Here is a 21,423-nt window from a genome sequence, read left to right as displayed (position 1 = left end):
CGGTCAGGTGTCCTTCTTCTGGTTGGACTCCTCGTGGCTGGCCGGCGGGTTGTACTCCTTGACGGGCGGCGGCGGCGTCCAGTGCTTGGTGGGCTTGCGCGGCGGGACCACGATCTTGGTCTTGGCCGTCCTGAGCCAGGAGTAGCCCTTGATGCCGAGGCGCTTGAGCTCTTCCTTGTCGATGTTCTCCATGCCCTGGTCGACGTCGTACGCGATGACGCCGAGCTTGGCGACGGCCACGCCCCTGGTGCCCTTCTTCAGGGTGACCTGGAAGTTCAGCCAGTCCGTCTTGCCCTTCGGCAGGACGAATTTGCCCCAGCACCAGAACCAGCGGCCCTCCCATGTGCACTTCGTGCCCTTCGACGCCCCCCAGCGCAGCGTGGGCACCACGCCCTTGGGCACCTGTCCGCCGATCCAGTAATAGTCGGCGTAGTACGGCCCCAGATTCTTCGCTTTGAGGTAGTAAGTTATCTTTCCGCCGCTTCTGGTGCGGTTGTTGTACTTAACGGAGATCTTGAAGTTCGAGAACGGCTTGGCCCTGGCGGCGACGGCCGGCGTCGTCGCGGTTGTCGCGGTGGTAGCGGTGCTCATGGCCTCTGCCTGGGCCGGAACCACCAACGGCACGGCGGCCAGGCCGCTGACTAAGAACAGGCTGAAGCTCTTGCGCATGTGACGGCTCCCCGTACGGTGCTGGAAATCCCCGATCTTCTCCGTGATTATTGCGTAGGGCAAATTTTTCGCAAAGAGCGATGATCTTTCGTGACTTGGGATGGCTTGCGGGCTTTTCGCATGGTTCATCACGCTTCGATCGGGGGTCTCAGCGCAAGGGGAGGACCAGGTGCCGGAGACGCACCCATTACAGCCCGGCGATCCGCGATCTCTGGGCGCCTACCGGCTGCTGGAGCGCCTCGGCAAGGGGGCCCAGGGGGTCGTCTTCAAGGCGGCGGGGCCCGACGGGCGGCTTGTCGCGATCAAGCTGCTGAACACGCTGCTCGACCGGCCCGGACTCGACGGGGAACGGTTCCTGCGTGAGGTCGCCGCCGCGCGCCGGGTCGCCCAGTTCTGCACCGCGCAGGTGCTGGGGGCCAACCTGGACGGCGAGCAGCCGTACATCGTGAGCGAGCTGGTCGACGGGGTGTCGCTCCAGGTCGTGGTGCAGCGGGAGGGGCCGCGCCAGGGCGGGGCGCTGTACCGGCTGGCCGTCGGCACCGTCACCGCGCTGGCCGCCATCCACCGGGCCGGGATCGTCCACAGGGACTTCAAGCCGAGCAACGTGCTGCTGGGGCCCGACGGGCCGCGCGTGATCGACTTCGGCATCGCCAGGGCGCTGGACTCGGCGATGACGATCAGCAGCGGGGTGGTCGGGACGCCGGCGTACATGTCGCCCGAGCAGATCTCGGGCGAGCGGGTGGGGCCCGCCGGCGACATGTTCAGCTGGGCGCTCACCATGCTGTACGCCGCCACCGGGCGGCCCGCGTTCGGCCAGGACAGCCTGCCCGCGGTCATCTACCGGGTGATGAACGAGGAGCCGGACCTGTCGGCGCTGCCCGGCGAGCTGCGGCCGTTGGTGCAGGCGTGCCTGAGCAAGCGCGCCGAGGACCGGCCCACGGCGGCGGACGCGCTGTTCGCCCTGCTGGAGAACCAGGGGGCGGCGGCCCAGCGGGACGCCGAGGTCGCCCTCAACACCGGCTCCCAGCTCGCCGCCGACCACCCCCACCCCGCCGCCGACGGCCCCGGCCTCGCCGCCGACTACCCTCAACCCGCCGCCTACGGCCCCGGCCCTTCTGGCCCGCCGCCTTCGGGTTCCCGGGCCTCGGGCGCCGGGCCGTCCGGGCCCGCGCCCGCCGGCGGAGTGAGGGATCCGGGGCCCGTGGGGGCTCGGGGGCCGCAGGGGGCGCCCGCGCCGACCGGGTGGGCCAATCCGTCCGGGGCGTCCTACACCCCGCCGCCGCCCGCCGCCCGCCCGGCGGTACAGGGCCCACCTGCGGCGGGTGGGGCCGGGGGAGGGCCGGTCGGTCCCGGGGTGTCGTTCGGAGGGGCTGGGGCGGGCGGCGGGCAGGAGGGGGTCACGCGATACGTCCGGCAGGCGCCTGCGGGACCCTACGGGCAGCCGCCGCGGCTTCCGCCGCCGTACCCCATGGGGCCGCGGCAGGCGCCGGGCGGGAGCGGCAACGACGCGTTCTTCAGGCACGCCCCCGCCGTCGAGCCGCCCGGGGAGGTCAGGGCCAGGCGCAGGCGGGCGATCATGGTGGCCGGCGCGCTCGCCGTGGCGCTCGCGCTGGCCGGCGGCGTGCTGTTCCTGGGGCCGAGGATGTTCGGCCCGGAAAACCCGCCGAGCCCGGGCGCGGCGGCCGAGGCCACCACGTCTTTGGCCCCGAGCCCCGGTCTGCCCACCGTCCGGCCCACGGCGCCGCTGCCCGCCACCGCCACCGCCACCGCCACCGCCACCGCCACCGCCACCGCCACCGCCACCCCGCCGTCCACGCCGGTCCCGAGTCCCACCGTCACCCCCATGCCCACACAGACGGTCCCGCCGCCGCAGGCCGTCGCCGCCATCGGCAATCAGGACGGCAAGTCGCTCAAGGGCCACACCAAGGGCGTCCAGACGATCTCCGCCCTGTCCCTGGGCGACGGCAGGACCTGGCTGGTGTCCGGCGGCCAGGACGGCCGCGTCCGCCTGTGGGACCTGGGCAGGCACAAGCCGCTGGCCACCATGAGGGGCCACAGCGAGGAGGTGTACGCCGTGGCCGCCGTCATGATGGGCAAGACGCCCATGGCGGTGTCCGGGGGCTACGACGGCAGCGTCCGCCTGTGGAACCTCAAGACGCACAAGGGCAAGATCCTCGGCTGGCACGGTGACGCCGTCTACTCGGTCGCGCTGACCAAGGCGGGCGGCAAGTGGATCGCCGTGACCGGGGACGCCAACGGCTGGCTGCGCTTCTGGGACCTGAAGAGGCGCAAGGCCACCGGCAGGGCCGTCAAGGCCCACCGCACCTCCGTGAACTGGCTCAACGCCACCCACCTCGGCGACCGCGCGATCGTCGTCTCGGCAGGCGAGGACGCGACCCTGCGCCTGTGGGACGTGGCCCGCCACAAGCCGTACGGAAAGGCGTACAAGGGGCACGCGAAGGGCGTGTACGCGGTGGCCACCGGCAGGCTAGGAGACCGGACGGTGGTCGCGTCCGGCGGCAAGGACCGGAAGATCCGGATCTGGGACCCGAAGACCGGCAAGACCATCGGCTCGCCCCTGTCGGGTCACAAGAAGATCATCTACTCCTTGTCCTTCGGCACGCTGGGCGGCCGCACGGTCCTGCTGTCCGGCTCGACCGACGGGACCATCCGGCTCTGGGACCCCGACACGCACAAGCCTCTGGGCAAACCGGTCAAGGCCCACAAGCGCGGCGTGTACGCGGTCGGGATCGTCCCCTCGGACGGCGGCCCGGTCGTCGTGTCGGCCGGCAAGGACAAGGTCATCCGCGTCTGGAAGCCGAAGGAGGAGGCCGGGTCCTGAGCCGCCTACGAGTGGCGTACCGGCTCGAAGATGGCGTGATGGGCGGCCACCAGGGCGCGGCGGACGGCCCGGTCGAGCTCCCGCAGGGCCGTGGCCCTGGCCGCGACCTGCGTCGAGGTGAGCCCGCGGTCGTCGGCCAGGACGAGGACGGCGGCCAGCCGGGTGGCCAGCGTGGAGACGCGGTGGGCGCGGGCCGGGTAGCCGGGGGCCAGCTCGCCGCCGCCCTGGGGCCGGTCGGGCCGGGCCTGGGCCGGGCCTTCGACGCCGGTCAGCGCCTCGGTGGCGGCGCGCATGGCCGACGACAGCTCGTGCTCGGCCTCGGCCAGCGAGGGCAGGTCCTGGCGTACGGGCCCGGCGTCGTGCACCTCCAGGCGGGTCCCCACGTACGAGGAGCCGCGCCGGTCGGGGACGGGCACCAGGCCGAGCCGCCGGTCGCGCAGCACGGCGACCGCGGCCTGCCCGGCGTCGACGGCGGAGGAGTTGAACGTCGCCGGCCCGGACAGCCCGAGCGGGTCGCCGGGCGCGGGAAGGGCGAGCCGGAACTCGTGCAGGCCGTCGGACCGCAGGTTTGCGAGGTATTTACGCAGCGGCACGTCACCGGCGACGACGGGCCCCGCGACGGCTTCCACGTGGTCAGCCGCCTCGTCGAGGCCGACGTGACCGGAGAGCCACGCGTTGCCCCAGGCGACGAGCGAGGGACAGACAGGTGATTCAGGGTGCACCGATCCACGATAAGCGCTCGCCCTGCAATAGGTTTGTCCCCAGGGTGACTCCAAAGGTCCCCAGGGTGACTCCAAGGGAGGGAACGGGGATGGGTGGTCAGGTGCTGCGGCTCCAGGACGTCGCCGTCAGGCGCGACGGAGCGGCCCTGCTGCGCGGCATCGACTGGACGGTCAACGAGGACGAGCGCTGGGTCGTCATCGGTCCCAACGGCGCGGGCAAGACCACGTTGTTGCAGGTCGCCGCGACGTTGCTCTATCCGACCGAGGGCGTGGTCGAGGTGCTGGGGGAGCGGCTGGGGCAGACCGACGTGTTCGACCTGCGGCCGCGCATCGGGCTGGCGAGCGCCGCGCTGGCCGAGCGCATCCCGCCGGAGGAGAAGGTCATCGACCTCGTCCTGACCGCCTCGTACGCCATCATGGGCCGCTGGACGGAGGAGTACGACTCCAACGACGTGACCAGGGCCGTCGAGCTGATCGACATGATGGGCGCGGCCCACCTGATCAGGCGGCGGTTCGGCACCCTGTCGGAGGGCGAGCGCAAGCGGGTGCAGATCGCCCGCGCGCTCATGCCCGACCCCGAGATCCTCCTGCTCGACGAGCCGGCCGCCGGCCTCGACCTGGGCGGCCGGGAAGACCTGGTGCGCCGGCTGTCGGCGCTGGCCGGCGACTACCGCTCGCCGACGCTGGTGCTGGTGACGCATCACGTCGAGGAGGTGCCGAGCGGGTTCACGCACGGCCTGCTGCTGCGGCACGGGTCCGTGGTGGCGCAGGGGCCGCTCGACCACGTGATGACGGCCGACAACCTGTCCCGTACGTTCGGGGTGCCGCTGACGCTCGACCGGAGTGCCGAGGGCCGCTGGTACGCCCGGGCATACTGACCTCAATGGATCACCATTTATGCGGATATCGGTCGCCTAAAGGTGAAACGAAATATCATGCACCGAGTCGGTCCCCTCGACTCCGGAGCTTCGCCATGTCGACCGAGCAGCTCGCCGTCGCCCTCGTCGTGGTCGCGGCGATGGGCTTCGTGGTGGCCCGCAGCATCCGCATCATCCCGCAGGCCACGGCCGCCGTCATCGAACGGCTGGGCCGCTACCACCGCACGCTGACGCCCGGGCTCAACATGGTGGTCCCGTTCGTCGACCGCATCAAGGGCCTGATCGACCTGCGGGAACAGGTGGTCTCGTTCCCGCCGCAGCCGGTGATCACGTCCGACAACCTGGTGGTGTCGATCGACACGGTGATCTACTTCCAGGTCACCAACCCCAAGGCGGCCACGTACGAGATCGCGAACTTCCTGATCGGCGTCGAACAGCTCACCGTCACCACGCTGCGCAACGTGGTCGGCGGCATGGACCTGGAACGCACGCTGACCTCGCGCGAGGAGATCAACACCGAGCTGCGCGGCAGCCTCGACGAGGCCACCGGCAAGTGGGGCATCCGGGTCAACCGGGTCGAGCTGAAGGCCATCGACCCGCCCGTCTCCATCCAGGACTCGATGGAGAAGCAGATGCGCGCCGACCGGGACAAGCGCGCCGCCGTGCTGGCCGCCGAGGGGCAGCGTCAGGCGGCGATCCTGGCCGCCGAGGGCGACAAGCAGGCCGCCGTGCTGCGCGCCAGGGGCGAGGCGGAGGCCGCCGTGCTGCGGGCGCAGGCGGACGCCGAGGCTCAGGCCATGCGCGCCAAGGGCCAGGCGGACGCGATCGGCATGGTCTTCAAGGCCATCCACGACGGGAAGCCCGACCAGCGACTCCTGGCCTACCAGTACCTCCAGACCCTGCCCGAGATCGCCAAGGGCGACGCCAACAAGGTCTGGATCGTGCCCTCGGAGCTGGGCAAGGTGCTGGAAGGGCTGGGCGGGCTGTTCGCCCCGCCCGCACCGAAGAACCCGGAAGAATAACTCAAACACATGTACGGATAAATACCGGCCTAAGTGGGTATAAATCAGTACATGAAGGGTGATCGGGTGGAGATCGTCATCGACGCGGGCGGCTCCCCGCGAACCTACGAGGTCACGGCCACCCGCGCGGGCCGGCGCGTCGAGGTGGCCAACCGGCGCGGGCTGGTGGAGGTGAGCGAGGTCACCCGGAGCGGCACGCCGGTGCGCACGGCCCGCTTCATGTCCAGCCGGATCCTCGCCCTCGTGGAGCATCCGGCCGACGAAGCCGCCGGGGACGACTAGCGGAAGTCCGCCACGTGGTCCTCGGCCCACTGGCGGAAGGTCAGCGCGGGCCGGCCGAGCAGCCGCTCCACCGTGTCGGTCACCCGCTCGGGGTTGTGCACCGCCGCCCCCCAGCCCTTCAGCGCGGCCTCCACGAACCCGGGATCGCCCCAGGCGGCCGTCAGGTGCTCGCGGGCCTCGTCCAGCGGCTGCTCCTCCCAGCGCACCTCGTGCCCGGCCACCTCGCCGATGATCCGCACCTGCTCGGCCTGGGTGAGCTGCTCGGGGCCGGAGAGCACGTACTTGCCGCCCGCGTGGCCGGCCGAGGTGAGCGCGTGCGCGGCCACCGCGGCGATGTCCTTCTCGTGGATCAGCGCCCTGACCGCCTGCCCGAACGGCCAGCGCACGACGCCCTGCCGGATCTGGGCGGCCCAGCCCAGCGTGTTGGCGGCGAAGCCGCCGGGCCGCAGGAACGTCCAGGCCAGGCCGGAATGCCGGATCAGCCGCTCGACACTCTGGTGGAACAGCGTCGGCTCCTCGCCGTCGGCCAGGTCCTCGACGTCGGCGGACAGGTAGACCACGCGGCGGGCGTGCCTGGCGAGAGCCGTCACCGCGCCCGCGGTCGCCGCCTCGGAGTAGCCGGGCCACAGCAGGAAGACGCTCTCGACGTCCCGCAGCGCCGGTTCAAGGGTCTCGGGCACGGTCAGGTCGCCGCGCACGGCCTCCACGCCCTCGGGGAGCCGGGTCTTGTCGGGGTTCCTGACCAGGGCCCGCACGTCCAGGCCCGCCTCCGCGAGCTGGGAGACCACATGTCTGCCCACATTGCCGGTCGCGCCGGTCACCAGAATTTTGCTCATGGCCCCGACGGTAGGACCTCAAGTTAAGTTCAGGTCAATCCCGGCCGTACCTGGATCGTGCCGTCGCGGCGGACGCGGGTCTCGAACATGGGCGCGGGCGCGGTCGCGGGACCGTGCTTCACCGAGCCGTCGGCCAGCCGGAACGTGCTGCTGTGCCACGGGCAGACCACGCACGCCTCGCCGTCCTCCATGACCAGCCGGCCCTGGTGCAGCGGGCCGGCCAGGTGCGGGCAGCGGTCGGCCAGCACGGTCACCCCGTCGCCCTGGCGCAGCACGAAGAGCTGGATGTAGCCGAGCCGGCGCGCGACCGGCCTGCCGTCGGGCAGGTCCTTGAGCGGGCACAGGTCGTGCCAGCCCAGCGGTACGAGATGGGCGACCTGCGGCGCGTGGTTGGCCCCCGCGGCCTGCCGGTAGGCCATGTGGCCGCCGAGGTAGCCGCCCAGCCCGCCCAGCCCGAGCCCGACGTAGGACAACACGCGCCCGGCCCGCTCGGCGCCGCGCAGCCGCGCCACCAGCGAGGCCGACATCAGGCCCAGGGCGGTCATGTTGGCGGCCATGTGCACGAAGCCCACGCGCTGCTGCTCGCGGTGGAGCGAGGACCAGTCGGTCAGCCCGGCCGCCGCCGTGGGCAGCGCGTTGACGATGCCCGTGGCCAGGAGCAGCCTGCTCGCCCTGGGGTCGGCGTGGGCCAGGTCGAGCACGGCGGCCGACAGCCAGCAGCCGAGCGTGACCGTGGCCAGCGGCGGGTGCAGCGGTTTTCCCGTGGGCACGCCGTGCAGCAGGTCGCGCAGAGTGCCCTGACGCAGGCGCTCGCGGACGACCTTGGCCAGCCCCCGGATCGGTTTGTCCATCGCCTTCGACTTCTCAAGTCGATCGGCGAGGTCAACCGGACCGACGAAACCCCGCAATTGCCGACGTCTCGCTCGCACTGTCTCTTTCACGACAAGTCCCCTACCCCGGCCTTGACGGGATCACTCGGAGAGGTGTCCCCTGGCCACGGAGAGTTCTACCAGCTCCAGCGCGTACGCGCCGAGAGAGGCCGATCCCTCCTGGATGATCCGCACCTTCTCCCTGACCTCGCCGGCCGTCACCTTGAACAGCGGCCACGTGCCGCCCTCGGTGTGGTGGTTGGCCAGGATCGGCGCGAACCGGTCGAGCGCCTTGGCGAACCTGGCCTCCGGCGTCTGCCTGGCCTCGAACTCGTCCCAGAGCTCCCGCAGCCGGGCGCCCTGCTCCGCGGGGAGCAGGCCGAAGATGCGGTCGGCCGCGGCGGTCTCGGCGGCGGCCTGGGCGGCGACCGCCACGTGGTCGTAGACGAAGGTGTCGCCGGCGTCGATCTCGACCAGGTCGTGCACGAGTAACATCGCCACCACCCGCTGGAGGTCCGTTCCGGGCGGGGCGTGCTCGCCGAGGACCATCGCCAGCGTGCCCACGTACCAGGAGTGCTCGGCGGAGTTCTCCCGCCGCGACCCGTCGATCAGATGGTTGCGGCGGATGATCCGCTTCAACTTGTCGATCTCGACGGCGAACGCGATCTGGGCGTACAGGCGGTCCTCTTCTGGCGCGATAGTCACGCGCGACACCCTAATGTGCGGTGATCACCCCGGTTGGTGAAATCGTGACCGGAACTCCGTTGAACACTGCGTTACCACTTGGGATATCCAGGGCGGATTCGTCCGTCAGCACGTTCGTGTTGACACCGGCGTGTTGGGCCGCCACCTGCTGCGTGCTGCCCGCGTGCCCCCAGCCGTGCGGCAGGCTCACCACGCCCGGCATGATCGTGTCGGTGGGCTCCAGCGTCACCGTGAGACTTCCGGTGGCCGAGGTGACCACGGCCTGGCCGGCCAGGCCCAGCCTGGCCACGTCGGCGGGGTTGATCTGCAGCGTGCAGGTGTTGGTGCCGCCGACCAGCGGGCCCACGTTGTGCAGCCAGCTGTTGTTGGAGCGCAGGTGCCGCCGCCCGATCAGCACGATGTCCGGCGGCTCGGCCGCCAGCCCGTCGCGCAGGCGCTCGACGTCCTCGACGAGCTGCGGCGGAGCCAGCTCGATCACGCCGGAGGCGGTCTTCAGCACCTCGGGCAGCCGCGGCTCCAGCGCGCCGAGGTCCAGGCCGTGCGGGTGGTCGAGCAGCTTGCGCAGCGACAGGTCGCCCTTGCCGGCCCATTCGCCGTACGGGCCGAGCCGGAGCATGAGGTCCAGCCTGCGCTCGGCGCCCGTCTCGCCCTCCAGCGCGGCCCGCAGCGCGGCCACGTCGTGTCCCTCGACGCCGGAGCCGGGCGTCTGCACGGCCTTGCGCAGCATCTCGCCGATCAGGAACTCGTCCAGGTCCGCCGCCGGTCCGTCCGGCCCTCCCGTCCCTCCCGGCCCTTCCATGCCGGACGCGATCACGGCCAGCCTGGCCAGGATCCGGGCCTCGCTGGGCCGTCCGTCCAGCGGCAGCGCGGGGCGCGAGTAACGGGCGTAGTTGCGTACGGCGAACCCGAGCAGCGCGAAGTCGTAGTGGCCCGACTGCAGCACGCGCGGCGGCGGCAGGATCACGTGCGCGTGCCGGGTGGTCTCGTTCAGGTACGGATCGACGCTCACCATGAAGTCGAGCCCGGCGAAGGCCGCCTCCAGCCGGTCGCCGTGCGGCGCGGACAACACCGGGTTGCCCGCGATCGTGACCAGCATCCTGACCTGGCCCTCGCCCGGCGTCTCGATCTCGTCGGCCAGCGTGGCCACGGGCAGCTCGCCGTTGGACTCGGGCAGCCCCCGCACCCGGCTGCGCCACCGGCCCACCGCGTACGGCCGCCGCCGCGCCCCGAACTCGGTCGCCGGCTTGGGGAACATGGCCCCGCCGGGCCGGTCGAGGTTGCCGGTGAGCACGTTGAGCACGTCCACGAGCCACTGGGCCAGCGTGCCGAACTCGGTCGTGCAGGTGCCCATCCGGGCGTACACGGCCGCCGTCCGCGCGCCGGCCAGCTCCCTGGCCAGCCGGACGATCGTCGCGGCCGGCACGCCGGTACGCCGGGAGACCGCCTCCGGCGGGAAGTGCTTGGCCGCCTCGCGCACCTCGGCCAGCCCGTTGACCTCGTGCCACGGCCTGGCCAGGTCCTCGGCGAACAGCGTGTGCACGATCCCGAACAACAGGTACGCGTCCGAGCCCGGCCGGACGAAGACGTGCTCGTCGGCCAGCGCCGCCGTCCTGGTCCGGCGCGGGTCCACCACGACGAGCCTGCCGCCGCGCCGGCGCAGGGCCTTCAGCCGGCCGGGGAAGTCGGGGGCGGTGCACAGCGAGCCGTTCGACTCCAGCGGGTTGGCGCCCAGCATCAGCAGGAAGTCGGTCCGGTCCAGGTCGGGCACCGGGACGGCCAGCGGGTGGCCGAACATCAGGCCGCTGGCGACGTGCTTGGGCATCTGGTCGGCGGTGGCGGCGGTGAAGACGTTCCGGGTGCCGAGCGCCTTGACCAGCGGCCCGGCGTAGAGGCCGCCGGCCATCGTGTGGGCGTTGGGGTTGCCCAGGTAGACCGCCACCGACCGGCGTCCGTACCGCTCGGTGACGCGGGCCAGGCCCTGCCGGACGGCCTCGAACGCCTCCTCCCAGCTCGCCTCGCGCCACTGGTCGCCCTCGCGGATCAGCGGCTTGCGCAGCCGGTCGGGGTCCTCGTCGAGGCGGCCCAGGCTCGCGCCCTTGGGGCAGATGAACCCCTTGCTGAACGGGTCGTCCCGGTCGCCGCGGACGCCGGTGACGTGACCGCCGTCGTCGACGGTGAGCGTCAGGCCGCAGACGGCCTCGCAGAGGGGACAGGTGCGGTGGACGGTCGAGGTCATCGCGACTCCTGAGTTCGCCAGGTGAACTCATCTTGGCCCGTCCCGTGCGCATGGGGAAGCCCCGGGAGCCCCCGCGGTCCCCGGGGCCGTTCCTAGGGAGATGTCCCGCTTTCCCTAGGTCATCGGACGACCTGCGGCAACGCCGGCGGCGTGCGCAGATCGTGCGGCTCCTCAAGGCCGGACCGCAGCGGCGTCCAGGAGCGGCGGCCGTACAGGCGGTCCAGGCCGGGAGCGGTCACGCCGGGCAGCTCGTCCCGCCGGACGATCTCCACCAGCAGCAGGTGGGCCCGGTCGCGGTGCCTGTGGACGGTCGCGCTCCTGGCCCAGCAGGCCGCCGCGATCTCCTCGGCGTACGCGTCGAACTCCTCGGCCGAGATGCCCGCCCGCGTCATGACCAGCGCCTTCTCGCCCCTGGCCGACGGCGTGATCCAGAGCACCAGCGGGATCCGTCCCGACCGGGTGTGCATGGTCGTCTCCAGGCAGAGCCGCTGCAGGCGGTGGCGGGAGACCACGCACCAGAAGTGGGCCAGGGCCCGGTTGCGGCCGGCCCTGGTGGCGGCGGGCACGGAGACGGCGCTGCTCAGCAGGACGAACGGCACCCAGTGGCCGCCCCGCGCGACGCCCAGCAGAGCCAGGACCAACAGCCCCAGCCCGCCGAGCGCCATGAGCTCGCTCCGGACGCGCCAGATCCGCGTCAGCGGGCCCCCGCCGCCCGCGCCCGGGAGGTCCTCGACGGCCGGGTAGATCTGGTTGCGCGGGTTCCTCGACACGTCAGGACACCTCCTCGGGCACCCGTGACGCCACCGTGAGCTGGTCGAAACGCGGGTCGCGGTAGGCGCGGGCGCCGAAGCCGGTCCTGGTGACCGTCCAGCCCCGGTAGATGGCGAACTCGTCCGGCTCCATGCAGATCTCGCGGTCCGTCCATGCGATCAGATCCCGGATCCGGGACTTGATTCGGCCGAGCCCCTTGGTACCTTGTGAGTACATAGAAGACCCCTTTCGCGGCATTTCCAGAGGTGGCTTCTTCGCCGGGTCGCAGGTCGGGTCCCGTCCCGCCGCAGGGTGGCAGCCCATATGCGGCGAACGCGGATCCGGTCTCGGCCCGGCAATTTCTTCGTGCTCCGATGAGCGACACGCTTTTCAGGCGATGGGACGGTCCTTCCGGCAAGCGGCCTCCCTTGGCTGGACATTCGAATCCGGGACGGCTCCGTTGCCGGTGAGGCGGCCCTCGCGCGGGCGCCCGATCGTGAGCGGAGAGTCCGACGTGCGGGGCCGTTTCGTCATCCCGGCCTCCCCTCGTCGGACGAGAACCCTCCTGGCTCGATCGTCCTCCGCGTTCGGTGATGCTGCAATACATCGAGCAAGGGAAGAATTAAGTTTCTTCGCAGATTGCCGTTCTAGTTGCCGTGCAACTTGCACGCGTTCTGTCAGGGGCACACGGGACCTCCAGGACGGCCGTAAATCCTCCCCCTGACCTCTATACCTACGTGAAGCCTTGTCTTGCTCCCACGCTCTCTCCGTGAAAGCCTTCGGGCAACCCCATGCGGCAGAGTTCGTGCAAGTTGCAGTGTAAGATTGAGTGAACGGCCCACAAACCGGGTTGCCAAACGATCCGTTCCCGCCACACCTTCATTCCCGACAAGGAGAGTGGACGGTGCCATCGCAGCAGGGCAGTCCGACAGTGCGCAGGCTCCGCCTAGGCCAGGAGTTGCGCCTCCTTCGCGAACGACGGAAGTTCACCGGGGCCCGGGCGGCGCGCGAGCTCGGCTGGTCGGCCAGCAAGGTCAGCCGCATCGAAGCCGCGAAGACCATGCCCAGCGCCGCCGACATCAAGGCGTTGGGCGAGCTCTACAGCCTCGACGGCGACAGACTTGACGAACTCTTCGGCCTCCTGCGAGATGCGGAGCAGCGTGGGTGGTGGGAAGATTATGAAGACTCCCTTCCCGAGGAGTACATCAGGCTTCTCGGGCTGGAGGCGGAGGCGACGGTTCAGCGCAACTGGGAACCCCAGTTGGTGTCCGGTCTCCTCCAGACCGAGGACTACGCGCGAGAGGTCATCCTCTCCGCGCGCGGAATCGTCCGGATCACGCACAGCGGCGTGCGCAGTCGCGTCGAGGCCCGCCTAGACCGGCAGCAACGGGTTCTGCACCGGCCCGATCCCTGCCGCCTCAACGTGGTGCTCGACGAAGCGGTGCTGATGCGGCGCTTCGGGGAGCCCTCGGTCATGCGGGAGCAGATGGAACACCTCATCGAGGTCTCCCTGTTGCCGCACGTCAACGTCCGGGTGTTGCCGCTGGACTCGCTCCATCCGGTCAATACCGGGGCGTTCATTCACCTGAAGTTCACCGGTTTCGACGATGTCGTCTATTTGGAGCACTTGTACACTGCTCACTTCGTAGAGGACCTCGAACGAGTCGCCGGTTATGAGAACGCTTTTGACCACATGTGGGCAGAGGCACTCGACGAGGACGAATCCCGCGTACTCATCCAACGCAAAGCCATGTTGTGGCGGCGCTAGAGCGCGGTCTCAGTAGGCGGGCAATGGGGCCCGCTTATATCCTTTTGGGGAGAAAATGCACACCAGTACGATCCCGAGCTGGCGAAAGAGCACCTTCTGTAATGGTGCGACCGCTTGTGTCGAGGTTGCACCGCTGGCAGACGGCAACGTCGCCCTGCGGGACAGCAAGGTGGAGGACGGCCCCGTGCTCGTCTTCACGCCGTCCGAGTGGGCCGCCTTCACCGCAGGGGTGCGTGACGGCGAGTTCGACCTGCAGACCCTCGCCGCCGGGTGAACAAGCGGCCCTGACGAGTTGACGACACAACCTTCAGGGCCGCCCACGACGAGGCTCGGTCCGAGTTCGCCGGCTCGTCCCGCCTCGTAAGGTTTCCCAGATCCGGCCCCCAGCCGCCGCCGCAGCGTTCAGCACGGCAGGACGAGCGGGGCCGACGAGCAAGTGATCCGGCCCTGATGTCCTGCTCTGCCGCCAGGCGTCGTCGATCGCGTCGACGAATCGCAGGGCGGTTTTGTCGTCCGCGGTCGCGCGTCGGTAATCACGCGTGCTCTCCCAGAAGCGCCCGCCTGCCGAGGTGGAGAAGAACTCGTTGCGGGCATGCGCGATGAGCACGCGCTCGGACATCTCGCCGAGCACAAAAGCCGCTTCCCAGTGCGACATGACAAGGTTGAGGTAGATGTGCAGACGCGGGTCGAGGCCGTTGGCCGGCAGCCCCAACCCGCGTCGCAACACCGGATGGGTCATCTGGAGCTGCATGAGCTGGAGGTGGTGGGCGCGGTTGGCGGCCGAGCGTGACAGCCGCATCTCCTTGGCCTGCACGAGACCTATGGAGCCGCGGCGATGAGGCAGGCGACTGCTGCCAGGAGGAGGGTCAGCAGGGGCGACCGCCGCAGAGATCGGGATGCCATGCCTACATGGTGACGAAGGGTCCGCGGCCCGTGAAGGCGAACCGGCGACGTCGGCGACCGGGCGGGAGCGATCGTCGCCGGCCGGCACGTCAGCGGCGGCGGATCAGGAAGAGGCTGCTCAGGCCCGCCAGGACGGCCAGGCCCGCCATCGCGACGGCGGCCATGAGGGAGGCCGAGACGGTGCCGTGGCCCTGGCTCAGCGAGATGAACAGGGTGCCCACGGTCGAGACGCCGATGACCTGGCCGAGCTGCATCACGGTGAGCAGCGCGCCGCTCGCGTCCGCCGCGTACGCGCCGTCCACCTGCTCGGTCGCCATGTTGGTCACCGCCACCTGCACGCCGAGCCCGGCGCCGATGAGGGCGCTCATGACGGCGTACAGGACGCCGCCGTCGGCGGCGAGGCCGAGGCCGAGGTAGGCGGGCGCGGCCACCACGTAGCCGACCGGGACGAGCGGGCGCTGCAGCCCAGCCGGCAGCCGCGGCCACAGCAGGCCGACGATGCCGAAGGCGAGCGCGCACGGCACCAGCATCATGCCCGAGCCGAGCGGGGACAGGTGCAGGTCGCCCTGGAGGTGCAGGGCCGAGGTGAACAGGAACGCGCCCCACGTCGCCGGGCCGAACAGCAGGATCGCCAGGCCGGGACGCATGCCCGGCGCGGCCAGCACCTTGGCGTCCACCAGCGGACGCCCGCCCCGGCCGGTCACCCAGCGCTCGACCCGGACGAACGCCACGAACATCACGACACTGAGCCCCATCGACACCCAGCCCCAGACGGGCCAGCCCAGGTCACGTCCGAGCACCAGCGGCACCACGAACAGCAGCACGGCCGCCGACAGGGTCACCAGGCCCCACGGGTCGAGCCCGGTCCTGCCGCCGCCCTCGTCGGCGGGCAGGGCGCGGAACCCGATGCCGAGCAGCACCGCCCCGACCGGCACGAGCACCAGGAACACCACCCGCCAGCCGGCGCCGAAACCGAGCAGGATGCCGCCGAGCGCCTGGCCCACGACGATGCCGCCGCTGATCACCAGTGACCAGAGCCCGATCGCCCGTCCGCGGGCCGCGCCCTGGTAGTTGCGCTGGATCAGGGTCAGCACCTGCGGCATCATCATGGCCGCGCCGGCGCCCTGGGCGAGGCGGAAGCCGATCAGCCAGCCCGTCGAGGGCGCGAGGCCGGCGCCGAGCGTGGTGACGGTGAACACGGCCAGACCGCCGAGGAAGGCGTTGCGATAACCGAAGAGGTCGCCGATCCGGGCGCCGGTGATCAAGAGGACGGCATAGACAATGGTGTAACCGGCGACGATCATCTGCAGCCCCGCGCCGGAGGAGTGCAGGTCCGCCTCGATGGTCGGGGTGGCCACGTTGACGATGTTGACGTTGAGGATGGCCAGGAACTGCCCGACGAGGATCACTGCGAGGAGCAGACCGCTGGCCTTGGCCCTGTCCGGTGGGGTGACCTGGACAGGAGTGGTGACAGTGGCGGATTCGGTCATGTGTTTCATTATTGTGCGAATCCGATACCAGTAACGAGAGTCCCTTTATACTGGTATTGGCGGCACCTGGATAAGTGTGCGCGGATGCCCCCATAGTGGAGGTGTGACCGTGACCGAGGCAAGACGTACGGATCTGGCGGCGTTCCTCCGGACCCGCCGGGAGCGCATCACCCCCGAGATGGTGAACCTCGCGCCGGGCCCCCGCAGGCGTACGCCGGGGCTGCGCCGCGAGGAGGTCGCCCAGCTCGCCGGGGTGGGCGTCACCTGGTACACGTGGCTGGAGCAAGGCCGGCCGATCAACGTCAGCGGCCAGGTGATCGACGCCGTCGCCCGTACGCTCATGCTGGACAACGCCGAGCGTCAGCACCTCTACCGGCTCACCGGCCAGGCCGAGCCCCCCGCCGTCGCCGACGCCAGCCGCATGCCGCCCGAGATGCAGGGCATCCTCGACCAGCTCGGCGACATGCCCGCGTCCGTCACCAACAGCCGTTCTGACCTGCTGGCCTGGAACGCCGCCTACGCCACCCTGTTCCCGCACGTCGTCGGGGCCCCGGACGGCGAGCGGAACTCGTTGTGGCAGACGTTCGTCAACCCGCACGCCGCGACCACCCTCGTCAACCGCGAGTCGGAGCTGCCGCGCGCGGTCGCGGTCTTCAGGGGCGCCTACAGCCGGCACGCCGACGACCCCTGCTGGCAGGACTTCGTGCGGCGGCTGAGCGCGGAGAGCGCCGAGTTCGCCCGCATGTGGGCCAGGCAGGACGTGGCCGAGCCGGGCCCCCGCGTGAAGGTCTTCAAGCACGAGGTCGCCGGCGACCTCCGCTTCAGCACGACCAGCCTGAACGTCTCCGCCACCCCGGAGACGCGGCTCGTCGTCTACAGCCCCAAGGACGACGCCACCAGGTCCGCTTTGACCTGGTTGATGGGTACCAAGTCCTAATCTGCCGCCCATAGAATGCTCGATCCGTAAAAGTCTGGATCGAGCGGAAATGGCGGTAGATGAGACTCCCCCGTGTCCTACCGGTGCTGGTCGTCGCCGCCTCCCTCGCGGCATGTTCGTCGGCACCTGACAAAGAGCCGCAGAGCAAGCAGGTCGAGCAGCAGGCGGCCGAGTCGCCGAGCTCGAAGCCGAAGCCCGCGCGCCGGCCGTTCACCATCTCCTTCGGCGGCGACGTGCACTTCGAGGGCGTCCTGCGCGGCAGGCTCGCCAACCCGGGCACCGCCCTCGGGCCCATCGCGAACGTGCTGCGCAAGGCCGACCTGACGATGGTCAACCTGGAGACCGCCATCACCACGGCCGGGACGCCCGCGCCCGGCAAGCAGTTCACCTTCCGCGCGCCGGCGACCGCGTTCAACGCGCTCAAGGCGGCCGGGGTGGACGTCGCGTCCATGGCCAACAACCACGGCATGGACTACATGGAGAGCGGCCTGGCCGACTCGCTGGCGGCCATCAAGCGCAGCAAGTTCCCCATCGTGGGCATCGGGGCGAACGCCGCGCAGGCCTACAAACCCTTCCGCAAGACGGTGAACGGCAACCGGGTGGCGATCATCGGCGCGACGCAGGTGCTCGACGCCGAGTTCATCCAGTCGTGGACGGCCACGGCCGACAAGGGCGGACTCGCCTCGGCCAAGGACGAGGCGAGCCTGCTGAAGGCGGTACGCCAGGCGCGCAAGAACTCCGACACCGTCATCGTGCACCTGCACTGGGGCACCGAGATGCAGAAGTGCCCCAACGAGGCCCAGCGCTCGCTCGCCCCCAAGCTGGTCGCGGCGGGCGCCGACGTCGTGGTCGGCGGGCACGCGCACATCCTGCTCGGCGCCGGATACCTGGACAACGCCTACGTCAGCTACGGCATGGGCAACTTCGTCTTCTACAACTCCACCCCGGGCACCACGGGCAGGACGGGCGTGCTGACGTTGACGATCAACGGCCGCAAGGTGCTCAAGGACCAGTGGACCCCGGCCACGATCCAGGGCGGCATCCCGATCCCGATGACGGGCACGGCCAGGACCCAGGCCGTGAGCGACTGGAAGGCGCTGCGCGCGTGCTCGGGGCTGGCCGCGCGGCCATGATCGATCTATCCTCTGGACAGTCCGTCCAATAGGAGGTCGCCATGCGGCAGGTCGAGTCCGGCGGGGCGCGGCCGGCGGTGACCGCCCGGCGGGGCGGCCGGCCGTGGCCGACCGTGGCGCCGCACGGTTGAGGCCGGCCACTGGACGCAGCGCAGCCACCCGCGCGACGACGGCGCGGCCCGGCATCGCCGTTATCGCTCGAATTGAAGATTATTCGCGAAATATCGTCTCGCAATACAGTGTGCCGGGATTGTGTCGAACAATATGACGGTCCCCGTCGGGGAACGTTTATCGAACATATCATCGGCGGGCTGTTACTCGGGGCCTCGTCTCGCCGGAGCCGCGCCGGGCCACCAGGCGTCCGCGCTGGGCCGCGGGCCGCGCGCCGGGCCGGATTCGGCGCGCCGACCAGTACGGAAATTCGGTTATGCCGGCCCGTGGATTTCGCCACGGGCGACCCGGCAGGCAGTCATCCGAGAAATCCCGCAAATGAGTAGGTAACGATCGTGCAGACGAGAGAAGATGAATCCGTGTCTTCGCCGCAAATGGATGATGACTGCGTCCACCCCAAAGCTCTCCGGCGGCAGCCGGCCCAACGCCGCAGCGCCCGGCGCGTCGAGCGCATGCTCGACGCCTGCGCCGAACTCCTCGACGAGACCGGCTACGAGGCCCTGTCCACCACCCGCATAGCCGAGCGGGCAGGCGTCGCGATCGGTTCGGTCTACCAGTTCTTCCCCGACAAGCGGGCCATCACCCAGGAGCTCACCCGGCGCAACGTCGAGCAGTTCGTGGCGCGGGTGGGGCTGCGGTTCATGGAGGAGGAGTACCGCGGCTGGTGGGAGGCCGTCGACGCGATCATCGACGAGTACGTCGACATGCACCGCACGGTCCCCGGCTTCCGGAGCCTGCACTTCGGCGACGTCGTCGACCTCAACCTGCTCGACTCCGACTCCGAGAACAACACGGTCATCGCGGGCAGGTTGCGCGGGCTGCTGCTCAAGGAGTTCGGCCTGGCCGACAGCGAGACGCTCGACCTGGCCGTGCTGGTCGCGGTCGAGGCCGGCGACGCGGTGCTCAAGCTGGCCTTCCGGCGCGACCCCGCCGGCGCGCCCGACATCATCGACGCCGCCAAGCACCTGATGCGGGGGTTCCTGTCGCGTCAGCTCAAGTCGTGGTCGCCGCACGTGCTGACCGAGGGCGAGGGGGGACGCTGACCGAGATCTGGGCATGACAGCGACGAGCGATCGTCACTGTCCGTCACGGGTCTTCCGGAGGTGAAGATGTACGATCTTCCGCCGTCCGCCTTCAAGCGCAGTGCCCCCTTCGACCCCCGCCACAGGCGTGGGCCGGTCCGCGTCGCGCTCGGGCTCGCCCGGGCCGTGCGGTCCGTGGTCGCCGGCCGGATCACCGGGCCGTGCCGGCGATGACCGGCCGCCGGGCGCCGGGCGCGGCCCGCTGCCGCGCCTCGGGCACCTGCTGGATGCGCGGCGTCACCGGCGTACGCAGGCAGGGCAGGGGGAACGACACCGGCCGGACGTCCCGGGCCTGCCGGACGTCGAGCCTGGCCTGCAGCGCGTGCAGGTTGCGTTCGGCCGTGCGGATCGCGTCCAGCCGGGCCGACAGATACCCGGCCACGCCGGGCCCGAGGGCCGAGAGAACGACGGCGCAAGCCAGCGTGAAGGTCATCTGCCTGGACATGCCCATTACAGCCCCCTCCGCCCGCGTACCGCAAAGCATGCCGTATATGCCCGCTGACCTGCGCATACACGCGCAGCGTGACCAGCCTTGGACGAGACGTTGCCGAATTTGCATGTGACCGGCGATGCGCATTGACCGGGCAAACCGCCTGGCGGCTCGGTAGTCTCGCGGGTGTGGCGCATGTGACCCGAGAGCACCTTGATCGTCTGCTGGAGCAGGCCCTGCTGGCCGACGACCACAGTTCCTTGGCCAGTCGGCTTTACGACGTCGCGCTCGGTTATTCGTCCGGCGACGTCTCCAGGGCGTCCATCCTCGTCCTGGCCGCCGAGGAGTGGCGAGCGGCGGGACAGCCCGCACGCGCGATGGAGTGTTTCCAGCGCGCCGTGGAGGACGGCGGCGACGCGGGCTTCGACCCGCGCGCGGGCATCGCCGACACCCTCTTCGAGCTCGAACGGCCCGACGAGGCCCGGGAGCTCATCGAGACCATCCGCGCGGAGGGCGACGTCTCCACGGCGACGGCCCACACCATCGCGGAGACCCTGGTCGCCTACGGCGATCTGCGGGGCGGCCTCGAATGGGCCACCCAGGCCGTGCTGGGCTGCGAGGAGGGCGACCCCGAGCAGGTGGCGCTGCTGCGGACGCGATACCGGATCAGGGTCGACCTCGGCCTTCCGGAGGACGAGCTCGACGAGCTCGTCTCCTAGTCGCGGGGGCCGGCCGGCGGGCCCCAGCGCGGGGCCCGGCTTGTCGCGTGCCCGCGAAGCCGGGCCGGAGGGGCCGCGACAGTGCGCGGCCACGGCCCCTCCGGTTGAGGAAGCCGGGCGCGGCAGGCACGACCCGCGCCCGGACACATTGGCTCAGTGCAGGTCGAGACCGGGCAGCAGACGGCTGAAGCCGTCGATCGCGGGGTAGCCGCCGGGCAGCGTCGAGGCGCCCTCGATGCTCTCCACGGCCCTGGGCAGCAGGTTCGAGATCAGATCGCCGCCGACCTCCCGCACCGGCTGCCGCGCCCGGCCCGGCGACTTCGCGGCGCGGGCCGAGGCGGGGGTGGTCGGCTTCTCGCCGAGCGTCATCTCGGCCGGCACCCGGGCCGCGACGGGCGTCTGCGGCAGCGCGGGGAGGGCGGGCAGCGCGGGCACCTGCAGCGTCGTGGCCAGATCACGCATCCCGCTGTTGCCGGAGGCCGCGGGGAACAGCGCGGGCGAGGCGCTGTTCAGCGAGGGCATGCCCCACGTCGCCCCGACGCCGCCGAGGTCGGCCAGCGGGCCCATGGCGGACCTGGCGGCCGCCAGACCCGTCAGGCCGAGCCGCCTGGCCATGTCACCGGCGGCCATGGCGAGCTTGCCGACCTCCTCGGTGACGACCCGGTGGCCGTTCGTTCTGCCCTCGTTGAGCTGGAGCTTGGCGTGGCCGTCGCAGTACGAGGCGACCGCCTCGGAAGGCGGCCGGCAGGTGTCGGCCACCGAAGGACCGGCGACCGGCCAGGTGACGCCCACGGTCAGAACGGCCACCGTGAGGATGCTTCGGATCTTACGAGATGACACCGCACGTCCCTCTGATCGGAATCGGTGATCTGACGAACGCCGAAGCTAGCCACGTGTCCGGCCGGTCGCGTGCGGCTTGTCCGAAGGGTGGCGGGAACCTTACCCCGCGGCGACGGGATATGACCCTGGCATGACATGC

At 70.8% G+C, this 21,423-nt stretch carries 22 protein-coding genes; 10 read left to right on the top strand and 12 right to left on the bottom strand.

Going from position 1 to position 21,423, the window contains the following annotated elements; all coding sequences use genetic code 11:
• Window positions 1-3: 3 nt before the first annotated feature.
• Complete coding sequence (locus ACIBK9_RS02825) at window positions 4-669, bottom strand: hypothetical protein (protein ID WP_397154677.1); 666 nt, start codon at window positions 667-669, stop codon at window positions 4-6.
• A gap of 169 nt (window positions 670-838) precedes the next feature.
• On the opposite strand from ACIBK9_RS02825, the gene ACIBK9_RS02820 reads away from it, so the two are divergent.
• Complete coding sequence (locus ACIBK9_RS02820) at window positions 839-3,511, top strand: serine/threonine-protein kinase (protein WP_397154675.1); 2,673 nt, start codon at window positions 839-841, stop codon at window positions 3,509-3,511.
• Window positions 3,512-3,516: 5 nt separating this feature from the next.
• On the opposite strand, the gene ACIBK9_RS02815 is transcribed toward ACIBK9_RS02820, so the two are convergent.
• A complete protein-coding gene (locus ACIBK9_RS02815) occupies window positions 3,517-4,233 on the bottom strand; it encodes a hypothetical protein (RefSeq protein WP_397154673.1) in 717 nt (238 codons plus the stop codon).
• An 89-nt stretch (window positions 4,234-4,322) separates the two neighbouring features.
• On the opposite strand from ACIBK9_RS02815, the gene ACIBK9_RS02810 reads away from it, so the two are divergent.
• From ACIBK9_RS02810 to ACIBK9_RS02800, 3 genes are all read left to right on the top strand, one after another.
• A complete protein-coding gene (locus ACIBK9_RS02810) occupies window positions 4,323-5,111 on the top strand; it encodes an ABC transporter ATP-binding protein (RefSeq protein ID WP_358290392.1) in 789 nt (262 codons plus the stop codon).
• 95 nt (window positions 5,112-5,206) lie between these two features.
• Window positions 5,207-6,133 (top strand): SPFH domain-containing protein, encoded by a 927-nt coding sequence (locus ACIBK9_RS02805; protein WP_397154670.1) that lies wholly within the window; start codon window positions 5,207-5,209, stop codon window positions 6,131-6,133.
• A gap of 51 nt (window positions 6,134-6,184) precedes the next feature.
• A complete protein-coding gene (locus ACIBK9_RS02800; RefSeq protein ID WP_352319104.1) occupies window positions 6,185-6,415 on the top strand; it encodes a hypothetical protein in 231 nt (76 codons plus the stop codon).
• Here the strand turns inward: ACIBK9_RS02800 and ACIBK9_RS02795 are convergent.
• The 6 genes from ACIBK9_RS02795 to ACIBK9_RS02770 all read right to left on the bottom strand — a co-directional run bounded on the left by ACIBK9_RS02795 (window position 6,412) and on the right by ACIBK9_RS02770 (window position 12,048).
• A complete protein-coding gene (locus tag ACIBK9_RS02795) occupies window positions 6,412-7,251 on the bottom strand; it encodes an NAD(P)H-binding protein (RefSeq protein WP_397154668.1) in 840 nt (279 codons plus the stop codon). The two genes, ACIBK9_RS02800 and ACIBK9_RS02795, sit on opposite strands and share 4 nt — an antisense overlap.
• A gap of 29 nt (window positions 7,252-7,280) precedes the next feature.
• The gene (locus ACIBK9_RS02790; protein WP_358290383.1) at window positions 7,281-8,102 is read right to left on the bottom strand and encodes a Rieske 2Fe-2S domain-containing protein; all 822 of its coding nucleotides are present in this window, start codon (window positions 8,100-8,102) and stop codon (window positions 7,281-7,283) included.
• Between the two features lie 120 nt (window positions 8,103-8,222).
• The gene (locus ACIBK9_RS02785) at window positions 8,223-8,834 is read right to left on the bottom strand and encodes an HD domain-containing protein (protein ID WP_352319099.1); all 612 of its coding nucleotides are present in this window, start codon (window positions 8,832-8,834) and stop codon (window positions 8,223-8,225) included.
• Between the two features lies 1 nt (window position 8,835).
• Window positions 8,836-11,061 carry a molybdopterin-dependent oxidoreductase gene (locus tag ACIBK9_RS02780; protein ID WP_397154665.1) on the bottom strand — a complete coding sequence of 742 codons (2,226 nt, stop codon included), beginning with the start codon at window positions 11,059-11,061 and terminating at the stop codon, window positions 8,836-8,838.
• 119 nt (window positions 11,062-11,180) lie between these two features.
• Entirely contained in the window at window positions 11,181-11,831 is a 651-nt protein-coding gene (locus ACIBK9_RS02775; RefSeq protein WP_397154663.1) for a hypothetical protein, read from the bottom strand.
• Between the two features lies 1 nt (window position 11,832).
• Window positions 11,833-12,048 carry a hypothetical protein gene (locus ACIBK9_RS02770; RefSeq protein WP_358290371.1) on the bottom strand — a complete coding sequence of 72 codons (216 nt, stop codon included), beginning with the start codon at window positions 12,046-12,048 and terminating at the stop codon, window positions 11,833-11,835.
• 667 nt (window positions 12,049-12,715) lie between these two features.
• Here ACIBK9_RS02770 and ACIBK9_RS02765 point away from each other — a divergent pair.
• Both ACIBK9_RS02765 and ACIBK9_RS02760 read left to right on the top strand, forming a co-directional pair.
• Entirely contained in the window at window positions 12,716-13,579 is an 864-nt protein-coding gene (locus ACIBK9_RS02765) for a helix-turn-helix transcriptional regulator (RefSeq protein ID WP_352319091.1), read from the top strand.
• Between the two features lie 55 nt (window positions 13,580-13,634).
• A complete protein-coding gene (locus ACIBK9_RS02760) occupies window positions 13,635-13,853 on the top strand; it encodes a DUF397 domain-containing protein (RefSeq protein WP_397154661.1) in 219 nt (72 codons plus the stop codon).
• A 33-nt stretch (window positions 13,854-13,886) separates the two neighbouring features.
• On the opposite strand, the gene ACIBK9_RS02755 is transcribed toward ACIBK9_RS02760, so the two are convergent.
• Together ACIBK9_RS02755 and ACIBK9_RS02750 are read right to left on the bottom strand one after the other, a co-directional pair.
• Entirely contained in the window at window positions 13,887-14,393 is a 507-nt protein-coding gene (locus ACIBK9_RS02755) for a DUF6082 family protein (RefSeq protein ID WP_397154659.1), read from the bottom strand.
• Between the two features lie 178 nt (window positions 14,394-14,571).
• Entirely contained in the window at window positions 14,572-15,972 is a 1,401-nt protein-coding gene (locus ACIBK9_RS02750) for an MFS transporter (protein ID WP_397154657.1), read from the bottom strand.
• Window positions 15,973-16,081: 109 nt separating this feature from the next.
• Between ACIBK9_RS02750 and ACIBK9_RS02745 the strand changes: the two genes are divergently transcribed.
• The 3 genes from ACIBK9_RS02745 to ACIBK9_RS02735 all read left to right on the top strand — a co-directional run bounded on the left by ACIBK9_RS02745 (window position 16,082) and on the right by ACIBK9_RS02735 (window position 19,256).
• Window positions 16,082-16,909 carry a helix-turn-helix transcriptional regulator gene (locus ACIBK9_RS02745; protein ID WP_397154655.1) on the top strand — a complete coding sequence of 276 codons (828 nt, stop codon included), beginning with the start codon at window positions 16,082-16,084 and terminating at the stop codon, window positions 16,907-16,909.
• Between the two features lie 59 nt (window positions 16,910-16,968).
• The gene (locus ACIBK9_RS02740; protein ID WP_397154653.1) at window positions 16,969-18,042 is read left to right on the top strand and encodes a CapA family protein; all 1,074 of its coding nucleotides are present in this window, start codon (window positions 16,969-16,971) and stop codon (window positions 18,040-18,042) included.
• 623 nt (window positions 18,043-18,665) lie between these two features.
• Window positions 18,666-19,256, top strand: coding sequence for a TetR/AcrR family transcriptional regulator (locus ACIBK9_RS02735; RefSeq protein ID WP_387678343.1), 591 nt, complete (start codon window positions 18,666-18,668; stop codon window positions 19,254-19,256).
• Between the two features lie 190 nt (window positions 19,257-19,446).
• Here ACIBK9_RS02735 and ACIBK9_RS02730 read toward each other — a convergent pair whose 3' ends face one another.
• On the bottom strand, window positions 19,447-19,740 hold the full coding sequence (locus tag ACIBK9_RS02730; RefSeq protein WP_397154651.1) for a hypothetical protein: 294 nt from the start codon (window positions 19,738-19,740) through the stop codon (window positions 19,447-19,449).
• A gap of 173 nt (window positions 19,741-19,913) precedes the next feature.
• On the opposite strand from ACIBK9_RS02730, the gene ACIBK9_RS02725 reads away from it, so the two are divergent.
• Complete coding sequence (locus tag ACIBK9_RS02725) at window positions 19,914-20,444, top strand: tetratricopeptide repeat protein (RefSeq protein WP_352357346.1); 531 nt, start codon at window positions 19,914-19,916, stop codon at window positions 20,442-20,444.
• 153 nt (window positions 20,445-20,597) lie between these two features.
• Here the strand turns inward: ACIBK9_RS02725 and ACIBK9_RS02720 are convergent, their stop codons facing one another.
• Window positions 20,598-21,251 (bottom strand): hypothetical protein, encoded by a 654-nt coding sequence (locus tag ACIBK9_RS02720; protein ID WP_397154649.1) that lies wholly within the window; start codon window positions 21,249-21,251, stop codon window positions 20,598-20,600.
• Between the last annotated feature and the right edge of the window lie 172 nt (window positions 21,252-21,423).

Origin of the sequence: Nonomuraea sp. NPDC050227, from assembly GCF_044459705.1 — a bacterium.
Lineage (GTDB): Bacteria > Actinomycetota > Actinomycetes > Streptosporangiales > Streptosporangiaceae > Nonomuraea.
This window is presented reverse-complemented; position numbering and strand designations above follow the sequence as displayed.